Annotated in this window: 19 protein-coding genes; 14 read left to right on the top strand and 5 right to left on the bottom strand. The window is 66.0% G+C overall.

What is annotated here, in order from left to right; translation table 11 throughout:
• Position 1 precedes the first annotated feature (1 nt).
• From flgC to asnB, 13 genes are all read left to right on the top strand, one after another.
• On the top strand, positions 2 to 406 hold the full coding sequence (gene flgC, locus ACX17K_RS07040; RefSeq protein WP_021477632.1) for a flagellar basal body rod protein FlgC: 405 nt from the start codon (positions 2 to 4) through the stop codon (positions 404 to 406).
• Complete coding sequence (locus ACX17K_RS07035; RefSeq protein WP_493774263.1) at positions 403 to 1,071, top strand: flagellar hook capping FlgD N-terminal domain-containing protein; 669 nt, start codon at positions 403 to 405, stop codon at positions 1,069 to 1,071. The genes flgC and ACX17K_RS07035 overlap by 4 nt, the downstream gene beginning before the upstream one ends.
• Before the next feature lie 19 nt (positions 1,072 to 1,090).
• Entirely contained in the window at positions 1,091 to 2,272 is a 1,182-nt protein-coding gene (locus ACX17K_RS07030; RefSeq protein ID WP_493774262.1) for a flagellar hook protein FlgE, read from the top strand.
• Between the two features lie 4 nt (positions 2,273 to 2,276).
• The gene (locus tag ACX17K_RS07025; RefSeq protein ID WP_493774261.1) at positions 2,277 to 3,008 is read left to right on the top strand and encodes a flagellar basal body rod protein FlgF; all 732 of its coding nucleotides are present in this window, start codon (positions 2,277 to 2,279) and stop codon (positions 3,006 to 3,008) included.
• A 24-nt stretch (positions 3,009 to 3,032) separates the two neighbouring features.
• Complete coding sequence (flgG, locus tag ACX17K_RS07020; RefSeq protein ID WP_231151382.1) at positions 3,033 to 3,821, top strand: flagellar basal-body rod protein FlgG; 789 nt, start codon at positions 3,033 to 3,035, stop codon at positions 3,819 to 3,821.
• Positions 3,818 to 4,471: a flagellar basal body L-ring protein FlgH gene (flgH, locus tag ACX17K_RS07015; RefSeq protein WP_493774260.1), complete on the top strand. Its 654-nt coding sequence runs from the start codon at positions 3,818 to 3,820 to the stop codon at positions 4,469 to 4,471. Before flgG ends, flgH begins: the two co-directional genes overlap by 4 nt.
• Before the next feature lie 8 nt (positions 4,472 to 4,479).
• Positions 4,480 to 5,586, top strand: a complete 1,107-nt coding sequence (locus ACX17K_RS07010; RefSeq protein WP_046159087.1) for a flagellar basal body P-ring protein FlgI — start codon at positions 4,480 to 4,482, stop codon at positions 5,584 to 5,586.
• Complete coding sequence (locus ACX17K_RS07005; protein WP_493774259.1) at positions 5,586 to 6,008, top strand: rod-binding protein; 423 nt, start codon at positions 5,586 to 5,588, stop codon at positions 6,006 to 6,008. Before ACX17K_RS07010 ends, ACX17K_RS07005 begins: the two co-directional genes overlap by 1 nt.
• Positions 6,009 to 6,020: 12 nt before the next feature.
• On the top strand, positions 6,021 to 7,388 hold the full coding sequence (flgK, locus tag ACX17K_RS07000) for a flagellar hook-associated protein FlgK (protein WP_493774258.1): 1,368 nt from the start codon (positions 6,021 to 6,023) through the stop codon (positions 7,386 to 7,388).
• Between the two features lie 9 nt (positions 7,389 to 7,397).
• The gene (gene flgL / locus ACX17K_RS06995; protein ID WP_493774257.1) at positions 7,398 to 8,306 is read left to right on the top strand and encodes a flagellar hook-associated protein FlgL; all 909 of its coding nucleotides are present in this window, start codon (positions 7,398 to 7,400) and stop codon (positions 8,304 to 8,306) included.
• 3 nt (positions 8,307 to 8,309) lie between these two features.
• The gene (locus tag ACX17K_RS06990; protein ID WP_493774256.1) at positions 8,310 to 9,344 is read left to right on the top strand and encodes a hypothetical protein; all 1,035 of its coding nucleotides are present in this window, start codon (positions 8,310 to 8,312) and stop codon (positions 9,342 to 9,344) included.
• A 118-nt stretch (positions 9,345 to 9,462) separates the two neighbouring features.
• Complete coding sequence (locus ACX17K_RS06985) at positions 9,463 to 10,677, top strand: phospholipase D-like domain-containing protein (protein ID WP_493774255.1); 1,215 nt, start codon at positions 9,463 to 9,465, stop codon at positions 10,675 to 10,677.
• Positions 10,678 to 10,843: 166 nt separating this feature from the next.
• Complete coding sequence (gene asnB / locus ACX17K_RS06980; RefSeq protein WP_493774254.1) at positions 10,844 to 12,694, top strand: asparagine synthase (glutamine-hydrolyzing); 1,851 nt, start codon at positions 10,844 to 10,846, stop codon at positions 12,692 to 12,694.
• Between the two features lie 6 nt (positions 12,695 to 12,700).
• Here the strand turns inward: asnB and ACX17K_RS06975 are convergent, their stop codons facing one another.
• On the bottom strand, positions 12,701 to 13,144 hold the full coding sequence (locus ACX17K_RS06975) for an Lrp/AsnC family transcriptional regulator (RefSeq protein ID WP_493774253.1): 444 nt from the start codon (positions 13,142 to 13,144) through the stop codon (positions 12,701 to 12,703).
• Between the two features lie 125 nt (positions 13,145 to 13,269).
• Between ACX17K_RS06975 and ACX17K_RS06970 the strand changes: the two genes are divergently transcribed.
• Positions 13,270 to 13,878: a LysE family translocator gene (locus tag ACX17K_RS06970; RefSeq protein WP_493774252.1), complete on the top strand. Its 609-nt coding sequence runs from the start codon at positions 13,270 to 13,272 to the stop codon at positions 13,876 to 13,878.
• A gap of 60 nt (positions 13,879 to 13,938) precedes the next feature.
• Here the strand turns inward: ACX17K_RS06970 and ACX17K_RS06965 are convergent, their stop codons facing one another.
• The 4 genes from ACX17K_RS06965 to ACX17K_RS06950 form a co-directional block, all read right to left on the bottom strand.
• Entirely contained in the window at positions 13,939 to 16,020 is a 2,082-nt protein-coding gene (locus ACX17K_RS06965; RefSeq protein WP_493774251.1) for a methyl-accepting chemotaxis protein, read from the bottom strand.
• A gap of 361 nt (positions 16,021 to 16,381) precedes the next feature.
• Positions 16,382 to 16,660 (bottom strand): hypothetical protein, encoded by a 279-nt coding sequence (locus tag ACX17K_RS06960; protein WP_046157705.1) that lies wholly within the window; start codon positions 16,658 to 16,660, stop codon positions 16,382 to 16,384.
• A 207-nt stretch (positions 16,661 to 16,867) separates the two neighbouring features.
• Positions 16,868 to 18,628: a hybrid sensor histidine kinase/response regulator gene (locus tag ACX17K_RS06955; RefSeq protein ID WP_493774250.1), complete on the bottom strand. Its 1,761-nt coding sequence runs from the start codon at positions 18,626 to 18,628 to the stop codon at positions 16,868 to 16,870.
• Complete coding sequence (locus ACX17K_RS06950) at positions 18,625 to 19,170, bottom strand: putative pterin-binding protein (RefSeq protein WP_493774249.1); 546 nt, start codon at positions 19,168 to 19,170, stop codon at positions 18,625 to 18,627. The genes ACX17K_RS06955 and ACX17K_RS06950 overlap by 4 nt, the downstream gene beginning before the upstream one ends.
• Positions 19,171 to 19,215: the final 45 nt, after the last annotated feature.

Here is a 19,215-nt window from a genome sequence, read left to right as displayed (position 1 = left end):
CATGTCATTCCGCGACATCTCGCGCATCGCCGGTTCCGCCATGACCGCGCAGACGGTGCGCCTCAACACCGTGGCCAGCAACATCGCCAACGCCGACACCTCCGCCGGCACCGAGCAGGCCGCCTACCGCGGCCGCAAGCCGGTGTTCAGCAGCCAGATGCAGGGCGAGGGCATGGGCGTGCAGGTGCTGGACGTGGTGCAGAACCAGGAGCCGGTGCGCAAGGCGCACGAGCCGGGCAATCCGCTGGCCGATACCGACGGCAATGTTTTCTACAGCAACGTCAACGCGGTGGAAGAGATGACTGACATGTTGTCCGCCACCCGCGCCTTCCAGACCAATGTCGAGGTGCTGGCCAAGGTGAAAACCATGCAGCAGGACCTGCTGAAACTGGGAGATACCGCATGAGCGTGGAACAGGCGCAATCGAGGCAGCTCGCCGCCAACGGCGGCCAGAAGGACGGCGCGCAGAACGTGGCCAAGAACGGCGCCCAGCCGACCAACGACATGTTCATGACGCTGCTGTTGGCGCAGATCCGCAACCAGAGTCCGCTGGACCCGGCCGATCCGTCGCAGTTCGTCAGCCAGCTGGCGCAGATGAGCCAGATGCAGAGCACCCAGGACATGCTCAAGCAGCTGCAGAGCCAGGGCGCGATGCTGCGCGAGCTGCAGGGCGTGGCGCTGGGCGCGCAGGTGGGCAAGCCGGTGCTGGTGCAGACCGACCGCATCCGCAGCGACGGCCAGGGCGAGCTGAACGGCCGCCTGACGCTGGCCGGCCAGGAGGAGGGCGCGACGCTGATCCTGACCGACGCAGCCGGCCAGCGCACCCGCATCGAGCTGGGCAAGCGCGCGGCGGGCGCCTCCGATTTCAAGATCAAGCTGGCCGATTACCACCTCGCCGCCGGCAACTACCAGCTGGAGCTGTCCACCGCGTCCGGCAGCAAGGGGCTGTTCGAGCTCAAGGCCGAGGTCGGCGGCGTGCGCCTGCCGGTCAACGGCGGCGAGCCGGTGCTGAGCCTGGCCGGCATCGGCGACTTCCCCGCTTCTTCCGTATCCGCCTTGCTTTCCGCTTAAAGTCACCCCGGAGATAACCATGAGCTTCGAGATCGCCCTTTCCGGCATCAACGCCGTCAACAACCAGCTGGGCAGCGTCAGCGACAACATCGCCAACTCCGGCACCTACGGCTTCAAGTCCGGCCGGGTGACTTTCGCCTCCGCCTACGCGGGCAGCCAGGCGATGGGGGTCAACGCCAATCCCAACAGCCAGAACATCGGCCGCAACGGCGGCCTGGTCAATACCGGCCGCGCGCTGGACGCCGCCATCGATGGCCGCGGCTTCTATGTGTCGCGCAGCGCCGCCGGCGCGGTGACCTACAGCCGGGTGGGCATTTTCGACACCGACAAGGAAGGCTATCTGGTCGACAACTACAGCGGCCGCGTGCAGGGCTACGCCCAGTCGGAAGGCGGCGCGCTGGGCGGGCTGGGCGACATTCAGATCCCCACCGGCAATATTCCGGCCAAACCCAGCGATCAGCTGAAATACACCGGCAATATGTCGGCAGGTTGGGCGGTGCAGACGGTGCCGTTCGATAAGGCCTTGCAGCAGAGCTTCAACCACTCCACGGTATCTCCGGTGTACGACTCGCTGGGCAACAAGCACAACCTGACCCAGTACTTCTGCAAGAGCGCCGACAGCACCATCACCGTCCACTACCAGCTGGGCGACAAAATGCTGGCCGCCACCACCGATCTCAAGTTCGACACCAACGGCAAGATGACGCAGCCTGTCACCCCGGTGGACCTGGACCTGGGCTCCCCGGCCGGCGCCAGCGCGCTGAAAGTGGCGCTGGACTACAGCGGCACCACCCAGTACGCCGGCGAAGGCAGCACCACCCGCAGCACCGCCAACGGCTATCCGCCGGGCGCGCGCACCGGCGTCAGCCTGGGCGAGAACGGCGAAGTCATCGTCAGCTACAGCAATGACCAGAAGCAGGTGGTCGCGCGTCTGGCCATCGCCAACTTCGCCAACCAGGGCGCGCTGACCGCGGCCTCCCAGACCAGCTGGCAGGAATCGACCGCTTCCGGTCCGGCGCTGTTGTCGCCGGCCGGCAGCAATATGGCCGGCAAGCTGGTCACCAGCTCGCTGGAGCAATCCAACGTCGACGTCACCTCCGAACTGGTGTCGCTGATGACCGCGCAGCGCAATTATCAGGCCAACACCAAGGTGATCTCCACCGAGAACCAGGTGATGCAGGCGCTGATGCAGGCGGTGTAAGGCGATGGACAAGCTGATCTACACCGCGATGAGCGGGGCCGGCCGGATGCTGCGCGCGCAGCAGATCCACGCCAACAACCTGGCCAACGCCGAAACCGGCGGCTTCCGCGCCGACATCGACACCGCCGTGAGCCAGGAAGTGCCGGGCTACGGCTACGACGCCCGCCTGCTGAGCCTGAACGCGCCGACCGCGCTGTCCGACCGCAACGGCACCGTGGTGGAGACCGGCCGCGAGCTAGACATCGCCTTGCAGGGCGACGGCTTCTTCGCCGTCGCCGCGCCGGACGGCAGCGAGGCCTACACCCGCGCCGGCAGCATGACGGTGGGCGCCGACGGCGGGCTGAGCGTCAACGGCCACCCGGTGCTGGGCGACGGCGGCCAGATCCGCCTGCCCGAAGGCTTCCTCAAGGTCAGCGTGGCCGCCGACGGCACGATTTCCGTGCTGAACCCGGATGACCCCGCGATGCAGCCGGTGGACAAGCTCAAACTGGTCAAGCCGGAGGCGCGCGAAGTGGGCAAGCGCCCCGACGGCTTGATCGCCGCGCGCCAGGGCGGCCCGCTGCCGGTGGACGACAGCGTGCGCGTGCAAAGCGGCCATCTGGAACGCAGCAACGTGTCCGCGGTGGAGGAAATGGTGTCCACCATGACGCTCAACCGCAATTTCGAGATGCAGATGAAGCTGTTCAACGCCGCCAGCGACATGAACGAGGCGGGCAACCGCCTGGTGCGCGGCTGAACGCCAGACTGATTGGGAGAGACAATGAATCCGGCACTTTGGATCAGCAAAACCGGCATCCAGGCGCAAGACGCGCGCCTGACCGCCATCGCCAACAACCTGGCCAACGTCAACACCACCGGCTTCAAGCGCGACCGCATGATATTCGAAGACCTGTTCTACCAGGTCGAGAAGCAGCCGGGCAGCAAGGTGGACGACAACAATACCTCGCCGTCCGGCGTGCAGATGGGCAATGGCACCCGGCTGGTGGGCAGCCAGAAAGTGTTCACCGAGGGCAACATCACCACCACCAACCAGAGCCTGGATGTGGCCATCATCGGCCAGGGCTTTCTGCAGGTGAAGATGGCCAACGGCGAGATCGGCTATACCCGCGCCGGCCAGTTGCAGCCGGGTCCCAACGGCCAGCTGGTGAACGCCCAGGGCCTGCCGCTGGAGCCGGAGATCCGCATCCCCAGCGACGCCGGCAAGATTTCCATCAGCGAAACCGGCGAGGTATCGGTGACGCGCGGCACCAGCACCACGCCGGAAGTGGTGGACCGCATCCAGCTGGCCGGCTTCATCAACCCCGCCGGCCTGCTGGCGCTGGGCGACAACCTGTTCCAGAAAACCGACGCCAGCGGCGACGCCAACGCCGGCGATCCGGGCAGCGGCGCGCTGGGCAAGCTCAAGCAGGGCAGCCTGGAAGGCTCCAATGTGCAGGTGGTGGAAGAGATGGTGGACATGATCGCCGCGCAGCGGACCTACGAGATGAACACCAAGGTGCTGTCCGCCGCCGACAATATGCTGCAGCAGCTGGGCCAGTCGGTACGATGACGCTTGCCCGCCTCGCGCCGCTGGCCGCCTTGCTGCTGGCGGCCTGCGCCCAGTTTCAGCCGGCGCCGCCGGAGCCGGACCCGCTGCCGGAGCTGATGCGGCAGCAGACTTCGCTGCCGATCGGCGGCGGCGTGTTCACGTCCGGCGGCTCGCTGTCGCTGACCTCGGACAACCGCGCCTTCCGTCCTGGCGACGTGCTGACGGTGGTGCTGGAAGAAACCACCCAGGCCAGCAAGCAGGCCGGCACCAGCTTCGGCAAGAAGTCCGGCGCCAAGATCGGCCCCTCGCTGATCGGCAACACCACCTTCAACGCCCAGGTCGGCATCGACGCCAGCCGCGACTTCAACGGCTCGTCCAGCTCCACGCAGCAGAACGCGCTGGCCGGCTCGCTAACCGTGGTGGTGCACAAGGTTCTGCCCAACGGCCTGTTGCAGGTCAAGGGCGAGAAGCAGCTGGCGTTGAACCAGGGCGAGGAAATGCTGCGCCTGGCCGGCTACGTGCGGGTGGAAGACATCGACACCGACAACCGCGTCTCCTCGCTGCGCATCGCCAACGCCCGCATCGGCTATTCCGGCAGCGGCGCGCTGGCCGACGCCAACAGTCCTGGCTGGCTGATGCGTTTCTTCGCCAGCCCGCTGATGCCGTTCTAAGGTTTTTCATGATATCGAGACAGATTCGAAGCCTGATCGCCGCCGCCTTGCTGGCGGCGTTGTCGCTGCCGGCCGCGGCGCGGCCGCTGCGGCAGCTGGTCAATGTGGAAGGCATCCGCGACAACCAGCTGATAGGCTACGGCATCGTCGTGGGTCTGGACGGCACCGGCGACAACTCGCAGGTGAAATTCTCCGGCCAGTCGGTCGCCAACATGCTCAAGCAGTTCGGCCTGAAGATGCCGGAGAAGACCGACACCCGCGTCAAGAACGTGGCCGCGGTGATGGTCAGCGCCAGCCTGCCGCCCGGCTACAACCGCGGCCAGACCATAGATGTGACCGTGTCGTCGCTGGGCGACGCCAAGAGCCTGCGCGGCGGCACGCTGCTGCTGACCCAGTTGAAGGCGGCCAACGGCGAAGTGTACGCGCTGGCCCAGGGCAGCGTGGTGATAGGCGGCCTGTCGGCGCAGGGCAAGAGCGGCTCCAGCGTCACAGTCAACACGCCCACCGCCGGCCGCATTCCCAACGGCGCGTCGATCGAGCGCGAGATTCCCAGCGATTTCGAGCAGGGCGACAGCATACGCCTGAGCCTGCGCCGCCCCAGTTTCGAGACCGCCACCAACGTGGTGCGGACGATCAACCGCAGCTACGGCAAGATCGCCACCACCCGCAACGCCACCACCATCGAGGTGAGGGCGCCGGGGGACCCGACCGAGCGCGTGGCCTTCGTCGCGCGGCTGGAGAAGCTGAACGTGGACGTCGGCGCGGAAATTCCGCGCGTGGTGTTCAATTCCCGCACCGGAACCGTGGTGATCAGCGAGGGCGTCACCGTGCGCCCGGCGGCGGTGTCGCACGGCAGCCTGCGCGTGGTGATTTCCGAGTCGTCCCAGGTCAGCCAGCCCGGCCCGTTCAGCAATGGCACCACCCAGGTGGTGCCCGATTCGCGGGTGCAGGTGGAGCAGGGCCAGGGACGGATGTTCAAGTGGCCGGCCGGCGCCAGCCTGCGCGCCATCATCGACACGGTCAACCGCACCGGCGCCACGCCGGACGACGTGATGGCCATCCTGCAGGCGCTGGACCAGGCCGGCGCGATAGACGGCGAACTGGTGGTGATCTGATGCTGAACAACGATTTGCAGAACCCGTCCGCCGGGGGAGGAGGCGACGCCCCGGTGGCGGCCGCCAGCCCGGAATACCGCAAGAAGGCGGAAAAGGCGGCGGAGATGTTCGAGGCCCAGTTCGTCCGCGAGATGTTCAAGCAGATGCGCAAGACCACGCGCGAGGTGGCGGGCGAGGACAGCATTTTCGCCAACTCCATGAACGCCGACATGCTGGACATCGCCGACGGCGCCTTGGCCGACCAGCTGGCCAGCCAGCGCACCTTCGGCATCGCCAAGGTCATCCTGGCGCAGCTGCTGCCGGAGAATGGGAATATTCCCGTTAAGGACGCGGACGCCGCCGTCGCCAGTCTGAAGCAGGGCCGGGATGCCGGCCAGGGGCTGGTGGCCTTCGCCCCGCCCATGTTCCCACTCACCAAGTGATGACAGCCAACCATGCGCATGATCAATAACGCGTTGTCCGGCGCCCAGGCGGCGCAGGTCGCGCTGAACACGGCCAGCCAGAACATCGCCAACCAGCAGACGCCGGGCTATTCGCGCCAGGGCGTGGTGCTGGCCACCCAGGCGCCGGGCGCCGGCGATCCGCTGAGCGCCGGCTACGGCGTCAACGTCAGCAACGTCCGCCGCTTCAGCGACGATTACAAGAACCTGCTGCAGTGGCAGGCCGGCTCCAATCTCGGCTCGCTGGCAGCGGCCCAGCCCTACTTCGCGCAGCTGGAAAATGTGATGGGCAGCAAGGGCGGCAGCCTGTCCGAGGGCTTCGACCAGTTCTTCGCCGCGCTGAACGCCGCCAGCCTGGATTCCAACACCATGCGCGACCAGGTGGTCCGTTCTGCCGGCGCGCTGGCGCAGCGCTTCAACAATCTGGACGGCGTGCTCACCTCGCAGCTGGCGGCCATCGCCGAGCAGCGCAACGCCACGCTGACGCAGATCAACAGCGCCACCGCCAACCTGGCGCAACTGAATGAAAAACTGATGTCGGCCAAGGCCCAGGGCATCAATACCTCCGGCCTGGAGGACGAGCGCGACCGTCAGATCGACGCGCTCTCCTCGCTGATCGAGGTGAGAGTGATGGCGCAGCCGGACGGCAGCAAGGCCGTTTCGCTGAAGAACGGCTTGCCGCTGGTGCTCTCCGACAGCGCCGCGACGCTGTCCAGCGAAGGCCAGCCGGATGGCAGCCAGCAACTGAAACTGGCCTTCGGCACCGAGAAGTACGCGATGCCGGGCGGCGATCTGGGCGGTCAACTGGGCGGACTCAACCGCTTCGAAACGGAAAACCTGCGGCCGGTCCAGACCCAGGTGCGCACGCTGGCCGGCGAACTGGCCACCCGCGTCAACAACCAGCTGGCCAAGGGCTACGACATGAACGGCCAGCCAGGCAAGCCGCTGTTCCGCTACGACGCCGGCGCCGCACACGGCCTGTTGCAGAGCACCGGCATTCTTGCCGCCGAGCTCGGTTTCTCCGCCGATCCGGCCAAGCCGGGCAACAACGACAACCTGCTCGAGGTGCTGAAGGTCAAGCAGCAGGCCTTCCCGCTGGCCGGCGTCGGCAATGTGACGCTGGGCGACGCCTATTCGCAGATGATCGGCCACCTCGCGATCTCCAGCCAGGCGAACAAGGCCGGGCTGGCCACCGCCAACGTCATCCGCGCCGAGGCGGAAAAGAACTGGCATTCCACCTCCGGCGTCCAGCGCGACGAGGAGGCGGTCAGCCTGATCGAATTCCAGAAGATGTACCAGGCCAATATGAAAGTGATCGCGGTGGCCAACCAGCTGTTCGAAAGCACCCTGGCCATCCTGTAAGGACCTAGCATGCGTATTTCCAGCAACCAGTACCAATCCGTCGTGCTGTTGGCCATGCAGAACAGCAGCGCCGGCATGTCCGAGCTTTTGCAGAAGATGTCCAGCGGCCAGAGCATGCTCGCGCCGTCGGAGAATCCCATCGCCAGCGTGCGCCTGCTGCGCCTGCAGCGCGAGGAGGCGTCGCTGAAGCAGTACCGCGACAATATCGGCGCGCTCAAATCGCAGTTGACCAAGAACGAAACGCTGCTCAGCGGCATCAGCACCAGCCTGCGCGACGCGCGCGACCTGCTGGTGGCCGCGGCCAACCAGCCGGCGACCGACGATCTGAAGGCGATGGCCTCGCCGCTGGTCAGCCTGCGCGACAGCATCCTGTACGCGGCCAACACCAAGGACAGCGAAGGCCGCTACCTGTTCTCCGGCAGCGCGGTCAACAACGCGCCCATCGTCGCCGACGATGCCCAGCCGGCCGGCAGCCGCTATCGCTACAACGGCAACGGCGACCGCCAGCTGGTGACCGTGGGCGAGGGCGTGACCCAGGCGTCCAACGTCACGCTGGAATCCATGGCCCCCTTGCTCAACCAGCTGGACAAAGTGATAGCCACGCTGCAAAGCCCGACCCTGGACAGCAAGGACCCGGCGGTAGGCACGACTGTCCGCGAGGTGATGAATGGCGTGGACGCCGCGCTGGATCGGGTCGGAGGCACCATTTCCGAGCTGGGCGGCGCGCAGAACGTGTTGAAGACGCTGGATGGCAACCATGACAGCCTGAGCCTGGCGAACCAAGAGAGCATCATCGAACTGGGCGATCTGGACTACGCCACCGCCTATATGAAAATGAACGAATTGTCGATGGCGCTGCAGACCAGCCAGAAAGCCTACGGCAAGGTCAGCCAGCTGACGCTGTTCGACGTGATCTAAACCATGTCCACCACGTTCAGCGGCATCAACCAGACCAGCGGCGACAAGCGCTGGAGCAAGGACGGCGCGGCCGTCGCGCCGGCCAGCGCGCGCGCTCTTTCTTCCGCGCGGCCGGCTCTGGATAGCCCGCGCCCTTCTGCCGGCGCCGCCAGCGGCTGGCGCTACAGCACTCAGCTGAACGAGCAACTGAGCGCCGCGCAATGCGCGCTGGGCTACGTCGACGGCATGCTGCGGCAGCTGGAAAGCTTCAAGGGCAATCTCAGCCGGCAGCTGTCGCAGCGCAGGCTGGACAGCGATGGGCTGAAACAGCAGCGAGGCGAGTTGGAGGCCGGCTGGCAACGGCGCCAGTCCGACAGCGCCGGCAGCCTGGACGGCCAGTTGCGGCTGTCGCTGGGCGCGCCCGCCCGGCAAGGCTTCACCGTGCGCGGCCTGGATCTGGACAGCCTGACCGGAGGCCAGCCGGAAACCCTGGTGTTCGCGCTGGACGGGCAGACGGCGCCGGCCGCGGTGCGGGTGGGAGACGGCATCAGCCGCGACGCCGCGCTGCGCCGGTTGAACCAGGCATTGGGCCCGTTGGGCGCGCGCTGCGAACTGGACGATCATGGCCGTCTGGGCTTCAGCTGCGACGAGCAGGATTGGGCGCGCCTGCGCGACAGCCTGACCGTGCGCGGCGGCGGCATGCGCTTTCCCGGCGGCATGCCGCAACCGTTGCCGACCCAGGCTGAGCCGGCGGCGCTGGACGCGGGGCAGTGGCAGCTGGACGACCATGCCCAGGTGCGGCAGACCCTGCAAGGCGTGGTGCGCTCCATCGCCCAGCTGCAGCAAACCCGTGCGGCCATCGGCAGCGCGATCGCCGAAGCCAGGCAGTCGATAGGGCAGCTGGCCCGCACCGACGAGCAAAGCTGGGCTAGCGGCTTCGTCAGCGATTTCAACGCCCGGCTCAACCAGACCGCCGACTTCAACCATCTGCAGCAACTGGTGCCGGCGCTGCTGGGCATCAGCCGCTATCGCGTGATTTCGCTGCTTTCGCTTCGTTGACGGACCAACAGCGGGCCCGTCTTGACGGCTGTCCCCGCGGGGCAGCCTTTTTTCATGCCGGCTACATACCCGCTTAACATGTCCATGGCATGATGCGCCCTTTTCGAAGGATGCAGTCATGCCCAAACGCTGGTGGCCGCTGGCCCTGATCATGGCGGCCTCGCTGGCCCGCGCCGATTTCTCGATTCCCGGTTTCGAGCTGGTGCACACCGCGCCGCAGCATGCCGGCCTGGACACGCCGGATTTGCGCGATCCGGCCACGGTGTGGCGGCAGATGTTCGATTCGGCCAAGCGCGAAATCGCGCTGGAGCAGTTCTATGTGGCGGGACAGTCAGGCAGCCTGATGGACGGCGTCATCGAGCGGCTGGACGCCGCCGGGCGACGCGGCGTGAAGATCCGCTTCCTGATGGAAAAGAAAGGCATGTTCGCCAGCGATCCGGCGACGATAGAGCGGCTCAAGCGCATTCCCAACCTGGAATACCGCCAGCTCGACTACAACCAATTGACCGGCAACGGCATCATCCACGCCAAATTCATCGTGGCGGACGGGCAGTCCGCCTACGTGGGCAGCCAGAATTTCGACTGGCGCTCGCTGCAGCACATTCATGAAACCGGGCTCAAGGTGGACGACGCGGAGATGGCCGGCCGGATGCAGGCCATCTTCGAACAGGACTGGGCGGCGCAGGCGACGCTGGCCGCCGGAGGCAAGGTCAAGCCCTTGCGCGAAGCCGAGCAGGCGGCGGACTTGTCCCAGCCGGCGGCGCTGCTGGCCAGTCCCAACGCCTACAACCCGGACGGCGTCGGCGATTCCGAACAGGCGCTGCCGCGCTTGATGGCCGAGGCGAAGGACGAGGTGCGCATCCAGCTGCTGGATTACGCGCCGCTCAGCTTCGGCAAGCCGCGCAGCTATTACCCGGTGTTCGACAACGCCATCCGCGGCGCGCTGGCGCGCGGCGTCAGGGTCAAGCTGATGGTGTCGGACTGGAATCTGGAAAAACCGGGCGTGGACTATCTGAAAAGCCTGGCCGTGCTGCCTGGCATGGAGGTTCGGATAGTGACCATTCCGCGCGACGGCGCGTGCATCTCCTTCGCCCGCGTCATTCACAGCAAGACCATGGAAATAGACGGCAGGATCGCCTGGGTCGGCACCAGCAACTGGAGCGGCGGCTATATGGACAAGTCGCGCAATCTGGAAGTGGCGCTGCGCAGCGAGTCCATGGCCAGGCGCATCGCCGCGCTGCACGAACAGACCTGGTCCTCGCCGTACGCCGCGCCGTTGGACGTTTCCCGCTCATACCAGGCGCCGGACAAAGCCTGCCGCCAGGCGGGCTGACGCCCAGGCCCGGGGGGCATGCCGGGCCTGAGCGAAATACGTCAATACCCCATTCTTATTACCAGTTCCACGCGCGCGGCGGCCTTCTTCTGATCGAGTATGCGTTACGCATAATGCGGACCGGGCGGATCATCCGTCCGGACGCTGACAAGAGGAGAGCCGAACCATGTGTGGAATTGCCGGATGGGTGAGTTTCGAGCGCGATCTGCGGGCGCAGCGCGCAGTCGCGGAGACGATGACGCGGACGATGGCCCTGCGTGGGCCGGACGATGAGGGGCTGTGGCTGGACCGCCATGCGGCGCTGGGGCATCGCCGCCTGTCCATCATCGATCTGGAAGGCGGCCGCCAGCCGATGACCGCCGACGAGGACGGCAAGACGCTGGCGTGTCTGGTCTACACCGGCGAGGTGTACAACTTCCAGGAGCTGCGCCGCGAGCTGCAAGGCCTGGGCCACGTCTTCCGCACCCGCAGCGATACTGAAGTGGTGCTGCGCGCCTATCTGCAATGGGGCGAGGCGATGCTGGAGCGGCTGAACGGCATGTACGCGTTCGCGCTGTGGGACGCGCGCGAGCAGCGGCTGCTGCTGGTTCGCGACCGGATGGGGGTCAAGCCGCTTTACTATTATCCGATGCCGGACGGCGTGCTGTTCGGTTCCGAGCCCAAGGCCATCCTGGCCCACCCGGAAGCCGAGCGGCGGGTGACGGCCGAGGGCTTGCGCGAAATGCTGGATCTGGTGAAAACGCCCGAGGCCGCGGTGTTCGCCGGCATGCATGAGGTGCGGCCCGGCCAGATTGTGACGATAGACCGGAACGGCCTGCGCAAGCGCCGCTACTGGCAGTTGGAGGCGCGCGAGCACGCCGACGACTTGTCGACCACCATCCACACCGTGCGCGCGTTGCTGGATGACATCGTCGAACGCCAGATCATCGCCGACGTGCCCTTGTGCACCTTGCTGTCCGGCGGGCTGGATTCGTCGGTGGTCACCGCGCTGGCCGCGAAAAGCATGCAGCGCCAGGGCAAGGGCACGGTGCGCTCGTTCTCGGTGGACTTCGTCAAGCACGGCATCGAGTTCGAGGCCGACTACCTGCGCGGCTCGCCGGACGCGCCCTTCGTGCGCGACTTGGCCGCCCACGCCGGCACCGAACACCAGGAAATCCTGCTGGAAAGCCGCGAGCTGGCCGATCCGCGCTTGCGCGCCGCGGTGCTGGGCGCGCAGGACTTGCCGCCGGCCTACTGGGGCGACATGCTGCCGTCGCTGTACAAGCTGTTCGAGGCGATCCGGGCGCAATCGACGGTAGCCCTGTCCGGCGAGTCGGCGGACGAGGTGTTCGGCGGCTACCGCTGGTTCCACGACGCTGCCGCGGTGGATGGCGACACCTTCCCGTGGCTGGCCGGGTCCAGCGGCTCCTTCTTCGACGGCCAGTCGCTGATCGCGCCGGGATTGCTGCGCGAGCTGGATATGCCCGGCTTCCGCCGCGACAGCTACGCGCAGGCATTGTCAGAGGTGCCCAGGCTGGCCTCGGACACGCCGAAAGAGAAGCGCATGCGCGAGATCAGCCATATGCACCTGACCCGCTTTGTCCAGGCATTGCTGGACCGCAAGGACCGGATGAGCATGGCGGTGGGCCTGGAGGTGAGGGTGCCGTTCTGCGACCACCGGCTGGTCGAATACGTGTTCAACGCGCCATGGAGCATGAAAAACTTTGACGGCCGCGAGAAGAGCTTGCTGCGCGCGGCCGGCAAGGACGTGCTGCCGGATTCCATCGTCCAGCGCGTCAAGAGCCCGTACCCGGCCACCCAGGACCCGGCCTACGAGCAGGCGCTGCGCCAGGGCCTGACCCGGGTGTTGGACGACGCCTCGTCGCCGGCGCTGCCGCTGCTGGACAAGGCCGCCGCGTGGAAGCTGCTGGACCGGCCGTTCGGCAAGACCAGCACCTCGCCTGAGCGCGCCGGGCTGGAGATGGCGCTGGGCCTGAACGAGTGGCTGCTGCGCCATCAGGTGGCGCTGGATCTGTAAGCCAGTTCAGCGGGGCGGCCGCACCGGCCGCCCCTGGATGGGCGTGGACAGGATGATGGCGGTGCGAGTCTCGCCCAGGTCGTTCAGGCTCGCCACCAGCTGTTCCAGGTGCGAGACGTCGCGCGCCAGCAGCCGAAACATATAGGAGTCGACGCCGGTGACGTGATGGCATTCCATCACCTCCGGCATCGCCTCCAGCCGCGCGAGCAGGGTCTTCTTGTCCGGCTGCGGCACGGTGATGCCCACCAGCGCCGACAGCGCGTAGCCGGCGCGCAGCGGCGCCACCCGGGCGTGATAGCCCTGGATCACGCCGGCTTCCTCCAGCCGCCGCACTCGTTCCGACACCGCGGGCACCGACAGCCCGACGATCTGCGCCAGCTCGGTCAGCGACTGCCGCGCATTGGCCTGCAGGGCGGCCAATATCGCCCAAGCTTTGGCGTCGACTTCCATTCGTAAACTCCCTTCGTCTCTTTGCCTTGGTTTTCAAGGCCAGCATAGCGTCCAGGCGAAGAAAACGCATGGGCATCGGCTTGGCGTGGCGGCAGACTATGGCTATGGCCGAGGGAGGAGAAAACATGTTCTGGCAGGCGGGCTTGATAGGCTTGGCGATCGCGGCGCAGGTGGGGCCGATAGGTTTGTTGTGCATCAGCCGCACTCTGCGCGGCGGACCGCGGTTGGGCTTGGCCACCGGGCTGGGCGCGGCCAGCGCCGACGCGCTGTTCGCCTTGCTGGGAGTGGCGGGCAGCAGCATGGCGCTGCATCTCGCTGGCCAGCTGGCGCGGCCGCTGGCTTGGGCCGGCTGCGTGCTGCTGGCCTGGATGGGGATGGCCACGCTGCGGCGTCCGGCGCTTGAGGCGGCGGATAGAGAGGAGGGCGGCGTCGGCTTGCGGCGCGCCTATGCCGGCACGCTGTTGCTGACGCTGAGCAATCCGATGACCATTCTGTCCTTCGCCGCGGTGGCGGCCGGCTTGTCCGGCGGCCTGCCGGCCAGCGGCGCGCAGCAATTGGCCATCGTCGCCGGAGTGTTCTGCGGCTCCGCGTCGTGGTGGCTGGCGCTGGCTTATGGCGGCGGCGCGCTGTTGTCCCGGCTGGGCGCGCGCGGCCAGCGCAGGCTGGATGCCGGCTGCGGCCTGCTGTTGTTGGGCTTCGCCGTTCTGCTGGCCTGGCGCGCGACAGGTTTTTGAGCGGCGGGCGGCAATGAAAAGGCCCGGCTAAGCCGGGCCGGGGATGGCGGGAAACGAAGGCTACAGTTTGAAGCGGCCGACCAATTGCTCCAGCTCGCCGGACAGCTCGCGCAGCCGCCCCACCGCGTCGCTGACCTCGCGCACGGTCTGGTTGTTGCTTTGCGCCATGCTGCTGATGCGTTCGACGTTCTGCGCGATCTCCACGCTGGCGCTCGACTGCTCGCGGGTGGCGGAGGCGATGTCGACGATGCTGGTCACCAACTGGCCGTTATAGCTCTGCACTTCGAGCATCGCCTGGTTGGCTTCCTCGGCGATGCCGACGCTGAGATCCACCTGCTGGCTGCTGTGCTTCACGTCGCTGACCGCTTGCCGGGTTTCGCTGCTGATCGCCTCGACGATGCGGGTGATCTGGATGGTGGCCTCGGCGGTGCGGCCGGCAAGATTGCGCACTTCGTCCGCCACCACCGCGAAGCCGCGGCCCATTTCGCCGGCGCGCGCCGCTTCGATCGCCGCGTTCAGCGCCAAGAGATTGGTCTGGTCGGCGATGTCCTTGATCACGCCGACGATGGTGGTCACTTCGCCGGAGCGCTCGCCCAGGCCGTTCATCCGCTCGGCCAGCGCGTGCATGCTGTCGGTCATGCGCTGGATTTCGCTGGTGACGCGGTTGACCTTGGCCACGCTCTGCTCGGTGAGCGCGCCGGTTTCCCGTGCGATGTCGCCGGCCTGCTGCGCGGTGTTGGCGATGTGCTGGGCGCCGACCGTGACTTGTTCGACGCTGGCGGCGCTGGCTGTGGCGGCGTCGGACTGCTGCGCCGAGGCGTCGTGCACTTGGTTGGCCGACTGGGTCAGCGTCAGGGCGGATTCGGATACCTGGCGGCTCTGGTCCCGCACTTTGACGAACATGTCGCGCAGGCTGTCCAGCAGGCGGTTGAAGGCGTCGGCGGTGCGGCCGATTTCGTCGCGGTTGGCGATGTCTATGCGGACGGTCAGGTCGCCGCCGCCGCCGGCCAGTTGCTCCATGGTGTCGGCCAGCCGGTTCAGCGGGCGGGTCTGGGTGCGGATCACGGCGGCCAGCAGCAGCAGGATCAAGGCCAGGGCCACCACGCCGATGGCGATGGCGGTGATCATGGCCTTGCGGGCGTCGGCGGTGAGCGCGGCGGTGGGCATGCTGATGCCGAGCGACCAGAACTGGCCGGTTTCGCCTATCGGTATCGGGTGGAAGAAGTGGGTGAAGCCGCCATCCTCGTAGACGAAATCCTCGCCTTTCTTGACGTCGGCCAGGTGGGTGAACAGCGCATCTTCCTTGGGCACCGGCTTGCCCAGCAGCTCAGCCTTGGGGCTGACTACATAAAGCCCGCCTTCGGAAACGATGCGTATGAATCCGCTGCCGCCGGGCTGAATCTGGCCGAAGCGCTTCTGCAGCTGGTCCAGCGCGACGTCGGTGGCGGAGACGCCCAGCATTTTGCCGGCGGCGTCCTTGATCACCACCGCAAGCGAGCTTTCCAGCACCATCTTGCCCTGCACCTCGTAGGGGAAGGGTTCGGTGATGGTGTCGCGGCCGCGTTGTTTGGGCACGTAGTAGAAATCACCCCAGCCTGATTTTTCGTAGTCCGGCTTGTAGGTTTCCGGATGTTCCTTGTACTTGGGGAAGTCCTTGATGCGGTCGGCCGACATCATCACGTCCATCTGCGCCTTGCCTTGGGCGTTGCGGGTGATGTAGGGCTGGTAGCGGCCGGTGGGGTCGTGGCGCGGCCAGTCGAAGCGGAAGGCGTTGTCGTCGCCGTCGAAGGCGTTGGGCTCCCACAGCATCCACAGGCCGATGGACTGCGGCGCATGGTCCAGCATTTCCTGGATGACATTGTCGGTCTGCTTGCGGTCCGGCCTGCCGGCGCGCTTGACGCCGGCCACGGTGTCCGCCAGGTGGCGCGGAAGCAGGAAGCCCTGCGACATCATGTTTTCGGCGTCCTTGGCGTAGCTGTCCGCTTGTTCCGACGACAGTTGGTAGCCGGTGTCGAGGGCCGAGGTGTAGTTGAGGCGGGCGATCAGCGCGATCATCACCGCGAAAGCCAGGGAAATGGCAGCGGCGGCCACCAGAGTGATGCGGGTGCTCAGATGGCCCCATTTTACGTGCGTGCGGCTCATGGCGATTTCCTGCGTGGATGGCGGGTGCTGCGCTAGCCCGCTAAGTAAAATTTCTTAGCTGAATTGAATATAACGGCAGCGTAGCGGTACAGGCAATCCGCTTGTGCATTTCGCGCGACGCGGATGGAGTCGGGGAGGCGGCCGGATGCCATGGTCGGTTTTCAGGGGCGGGGCATTCGGAGGGGGCGATGCGGGCGCCGGTCTTCAAGCGTGGGCGCGCGTTGCGCGGCGAGGCTGGGGCGCCGGTTGACATGGTTTGTCGGGGCGGCTGGTTTCGCGCAGGGGGAGGGGAGGACAGCCGTTCGCAGCCGTCCGCGTTGGGCGGAGCGTGCCGCATCGCGCGCGGCGGCGCGGAAGGCGCTCAAATTTCCTGGGCGATTTCCAGCAGTTGCTGGCGCTCCTGCTTGCTGAGCCCGTTCTCGCTGATCAGTTGCACGCTGACACCCAATTGTTCCGTCAGCCTTTCCTCCATCTGGAACATGTCGAAATAGGAGGTGTCCGGCGATGGCGCGATCAGCAAGACCAGATCCGCATTGCCGGCGCAGACGTCTGGAACGTAGCGCAGGTGGTGAAGGTGGAAGGGCTTGAGCGCGTGATTGATCTGGCTCTTGTGTTCCCGGATGAACTGTAGATCGTGCATGTGCTTCTCCCCGAATGGCTGGCCGGGCCCGGATGGCGGCGTTTGGGGACTGCGGGCAAGCATCAGTTTGCGCCCTGGCGGGTGGGTTTTGTGTATTTTATTGAAAATAAAAGAGATTTTTGGTTTTGTTGGCAAGCTGTTGTGCCGCCTTGCTTTGCGATGGCCATATCGTGTGTGGCCTTCCGGTCACACTGCGATTGTCGGCGCTCATGCCGGCGCGCCGGCATTGTTGCGCGGCAGATGCAGCGACAACAGCTGTTCCAGTTGGGCGAAACTGAAGGGTTTTTCCAGCTTGCCTGCCAGCAAGACGCTGCGCACGTCGTTGAACTCCTGGCGGAACGCCGTCATGCCGATGATGGGCGTATTCTGATTCGGGCCGAAGCGGCGGGCGGCTTCGGCGACCTCGTAGCCGCTGGCCGCGCCGACTTGCAGGTCTATCAGCAAAACGTCGAACCGGTGGCGCATGACCTGGGCCGCGGCGTCGTTGACCGTGGCGAAACTGGCCACGCTGTAGCCATTCTCCTGCAGCAGCGCGCCGTAGGATTCACGGATCGGGTCGTCGTCGTCCAGCAGCAGGACACGGCTCTGTCCGCTGGCGGCGGCATCGCTGTTTTCCGGCACGGCGGCTTCCTGGACCGGCAGGTTCAGCGTGAACGTGGTGCCGCGGCCTTCCTGGCTGTCTATCTCGATCTGGCCGCCGAACAGCGTGACCAGCTCGTGCACGATGGCCAGCCCCAGCCCGCTGCTGCCAGGGCGGCGCGTCTTGCCGCGGGTGAACGGGCGGAACAGCTGAACCCTGATGTCCTCGGGAATGCCCACCCCGGTATCCGCGACTGTGAGCGTCAGATTGCGGGGGTGATATTCCAGCTCCAGGCGGATCTGCCCGCGATCGGTGTAGCGGATGGCGTTGGACAGCAGGTTCCATATGATCTGGCGCAGCCGGTTGCCGTCCAGCCACAGCAAGGGCATCGGCGGCACGGTCACGATGAGCGCCAGATCCTTGGCTTCGGCATTGCCTTGATGTACGGCGATCACGCAGTCCACCAGCTCCGCTATGTCCGTGGTGGCGGGCTCAAGCGCGAGCTGATGGTTTTTCAGCGCGGAAATGTCCATGATGTCCCGCACCTGCGCCAGCAGATAGGCATTGCTCTGCTTGAGGCGGGATAGGTAGGCGTAGCCGGGATGATTGGCCGGGATGCTGTACTCCAGCAATTCGGTGCAGGTCTGGATGCTTTGCAGCGGCGAGCGGATTTCGTGGCTGATGGTGGCGAGGAAGGTGTCGCGGGCCAGTTCGGTCTGGACCAGCGCGGCCCGGGCCGCTTGCTCCCGTTCCAGAACCTGTTGCTGCTGTATGGAATGGCGCTTGATTTCCGCCAGCCGGTGCAGCACGAACCAGAAGATGCCGAGAAAGGCCAGCCAGCACATCAGGCCCAGCAGATACATGGTCTGGTGCCGCCCCACCATGCGCATCTGCTGCACGATCAGGCTGTTTTCCGCGTAGCGGGCCTTGACGCCGTAGTCGGCCAGCAGCGGGCGCATCTGCTCCATGTCGCTCGACAGCTCAAGCGCGTCCTGCTTCGTCCATTGGCGCGGGGGATGCAGGAAGATCTTGGTCAGCAGAGCTTTGATCTGGTCGAAGCCCTCTATCTTTTCCAGATCCGCGTTGACCACCGACGAGCGGGTGAACAGCTGGTATTTGCTTTCGGCGATGGCGTAGCTTTTGTCGGTTTCCTCGCGGCTGATCTGGCCGGCGTGGTAACGCCAGGCATCCATTTCCAGGCGATTGAACGTCAGCTGCATCTGCGCCACCATCCAGTACAGGTCGGAGGCCTTGTTGGTGATGGGGCGCTTGATGACCGCCGCGTACAGCGTGAAGGAAATGATCACGGTCGCGAGCAGGGACAGGGCCAGGAAGGCGCGTTCGATTCCTCCTATGCTGCTGAGCACGAGACGGAAATAGCGAGTCATTTGACCTCGATGCGGGTGACTTGCCAGGCGAGCTTGGCGATGAAGATGCCGCTCGTTTCGGAGGTGGACATGTTTTGAATGGGGTACATCACCCAGAAGGGGCCGAAGTCGTTCAGCTGCAGGGGTTTGTTATTCCAGGTTCTGGCCAGGATCACGTCGTATTTGCTGAAGTCGCTGGCGGGGATGGTGACGTTGTAGTTGTCTTCGCCGTAAAACTTGATCTGGCGGCCCTGGGCGCCGACCTTGGCCAGCAGTTCCCGCACCAGCGGTCCGCGGAACGTGCCCTTGGGCGTCCAGTCGGTCGCGGTGTTGATTTCGTGCATCGGCAACGCGTTGAATTCGGTTTCGCTGAAGACGTAGCTGCGGGCCGGCTGGTTGGTGAATTTGCCGATATTGCCGCTGATCGTCAGCGTGACGCCGGCGGCCTGCGCTTCCGGAATGTGCGGCAGCAGGCTTGCGGCGAGAAGCACGGCTGGGACGAGGAAACGGTTGATCGCCAGTTTGGCGCGCGCGCGATGGCTGGAGGAGATGCTGGAAGTCATGTTTATCTGCTGCCTTGACGTCTGAACTTGGGCGAAGTATGCGCG

Source organism: Chromobacterium sp. INPA-IVC, assembly GCF_059047085.1.
Note: the sequence above shows the minus strand (reverse complement) of the source record. Positions and strands in the feature narration are given on the sequence as shown.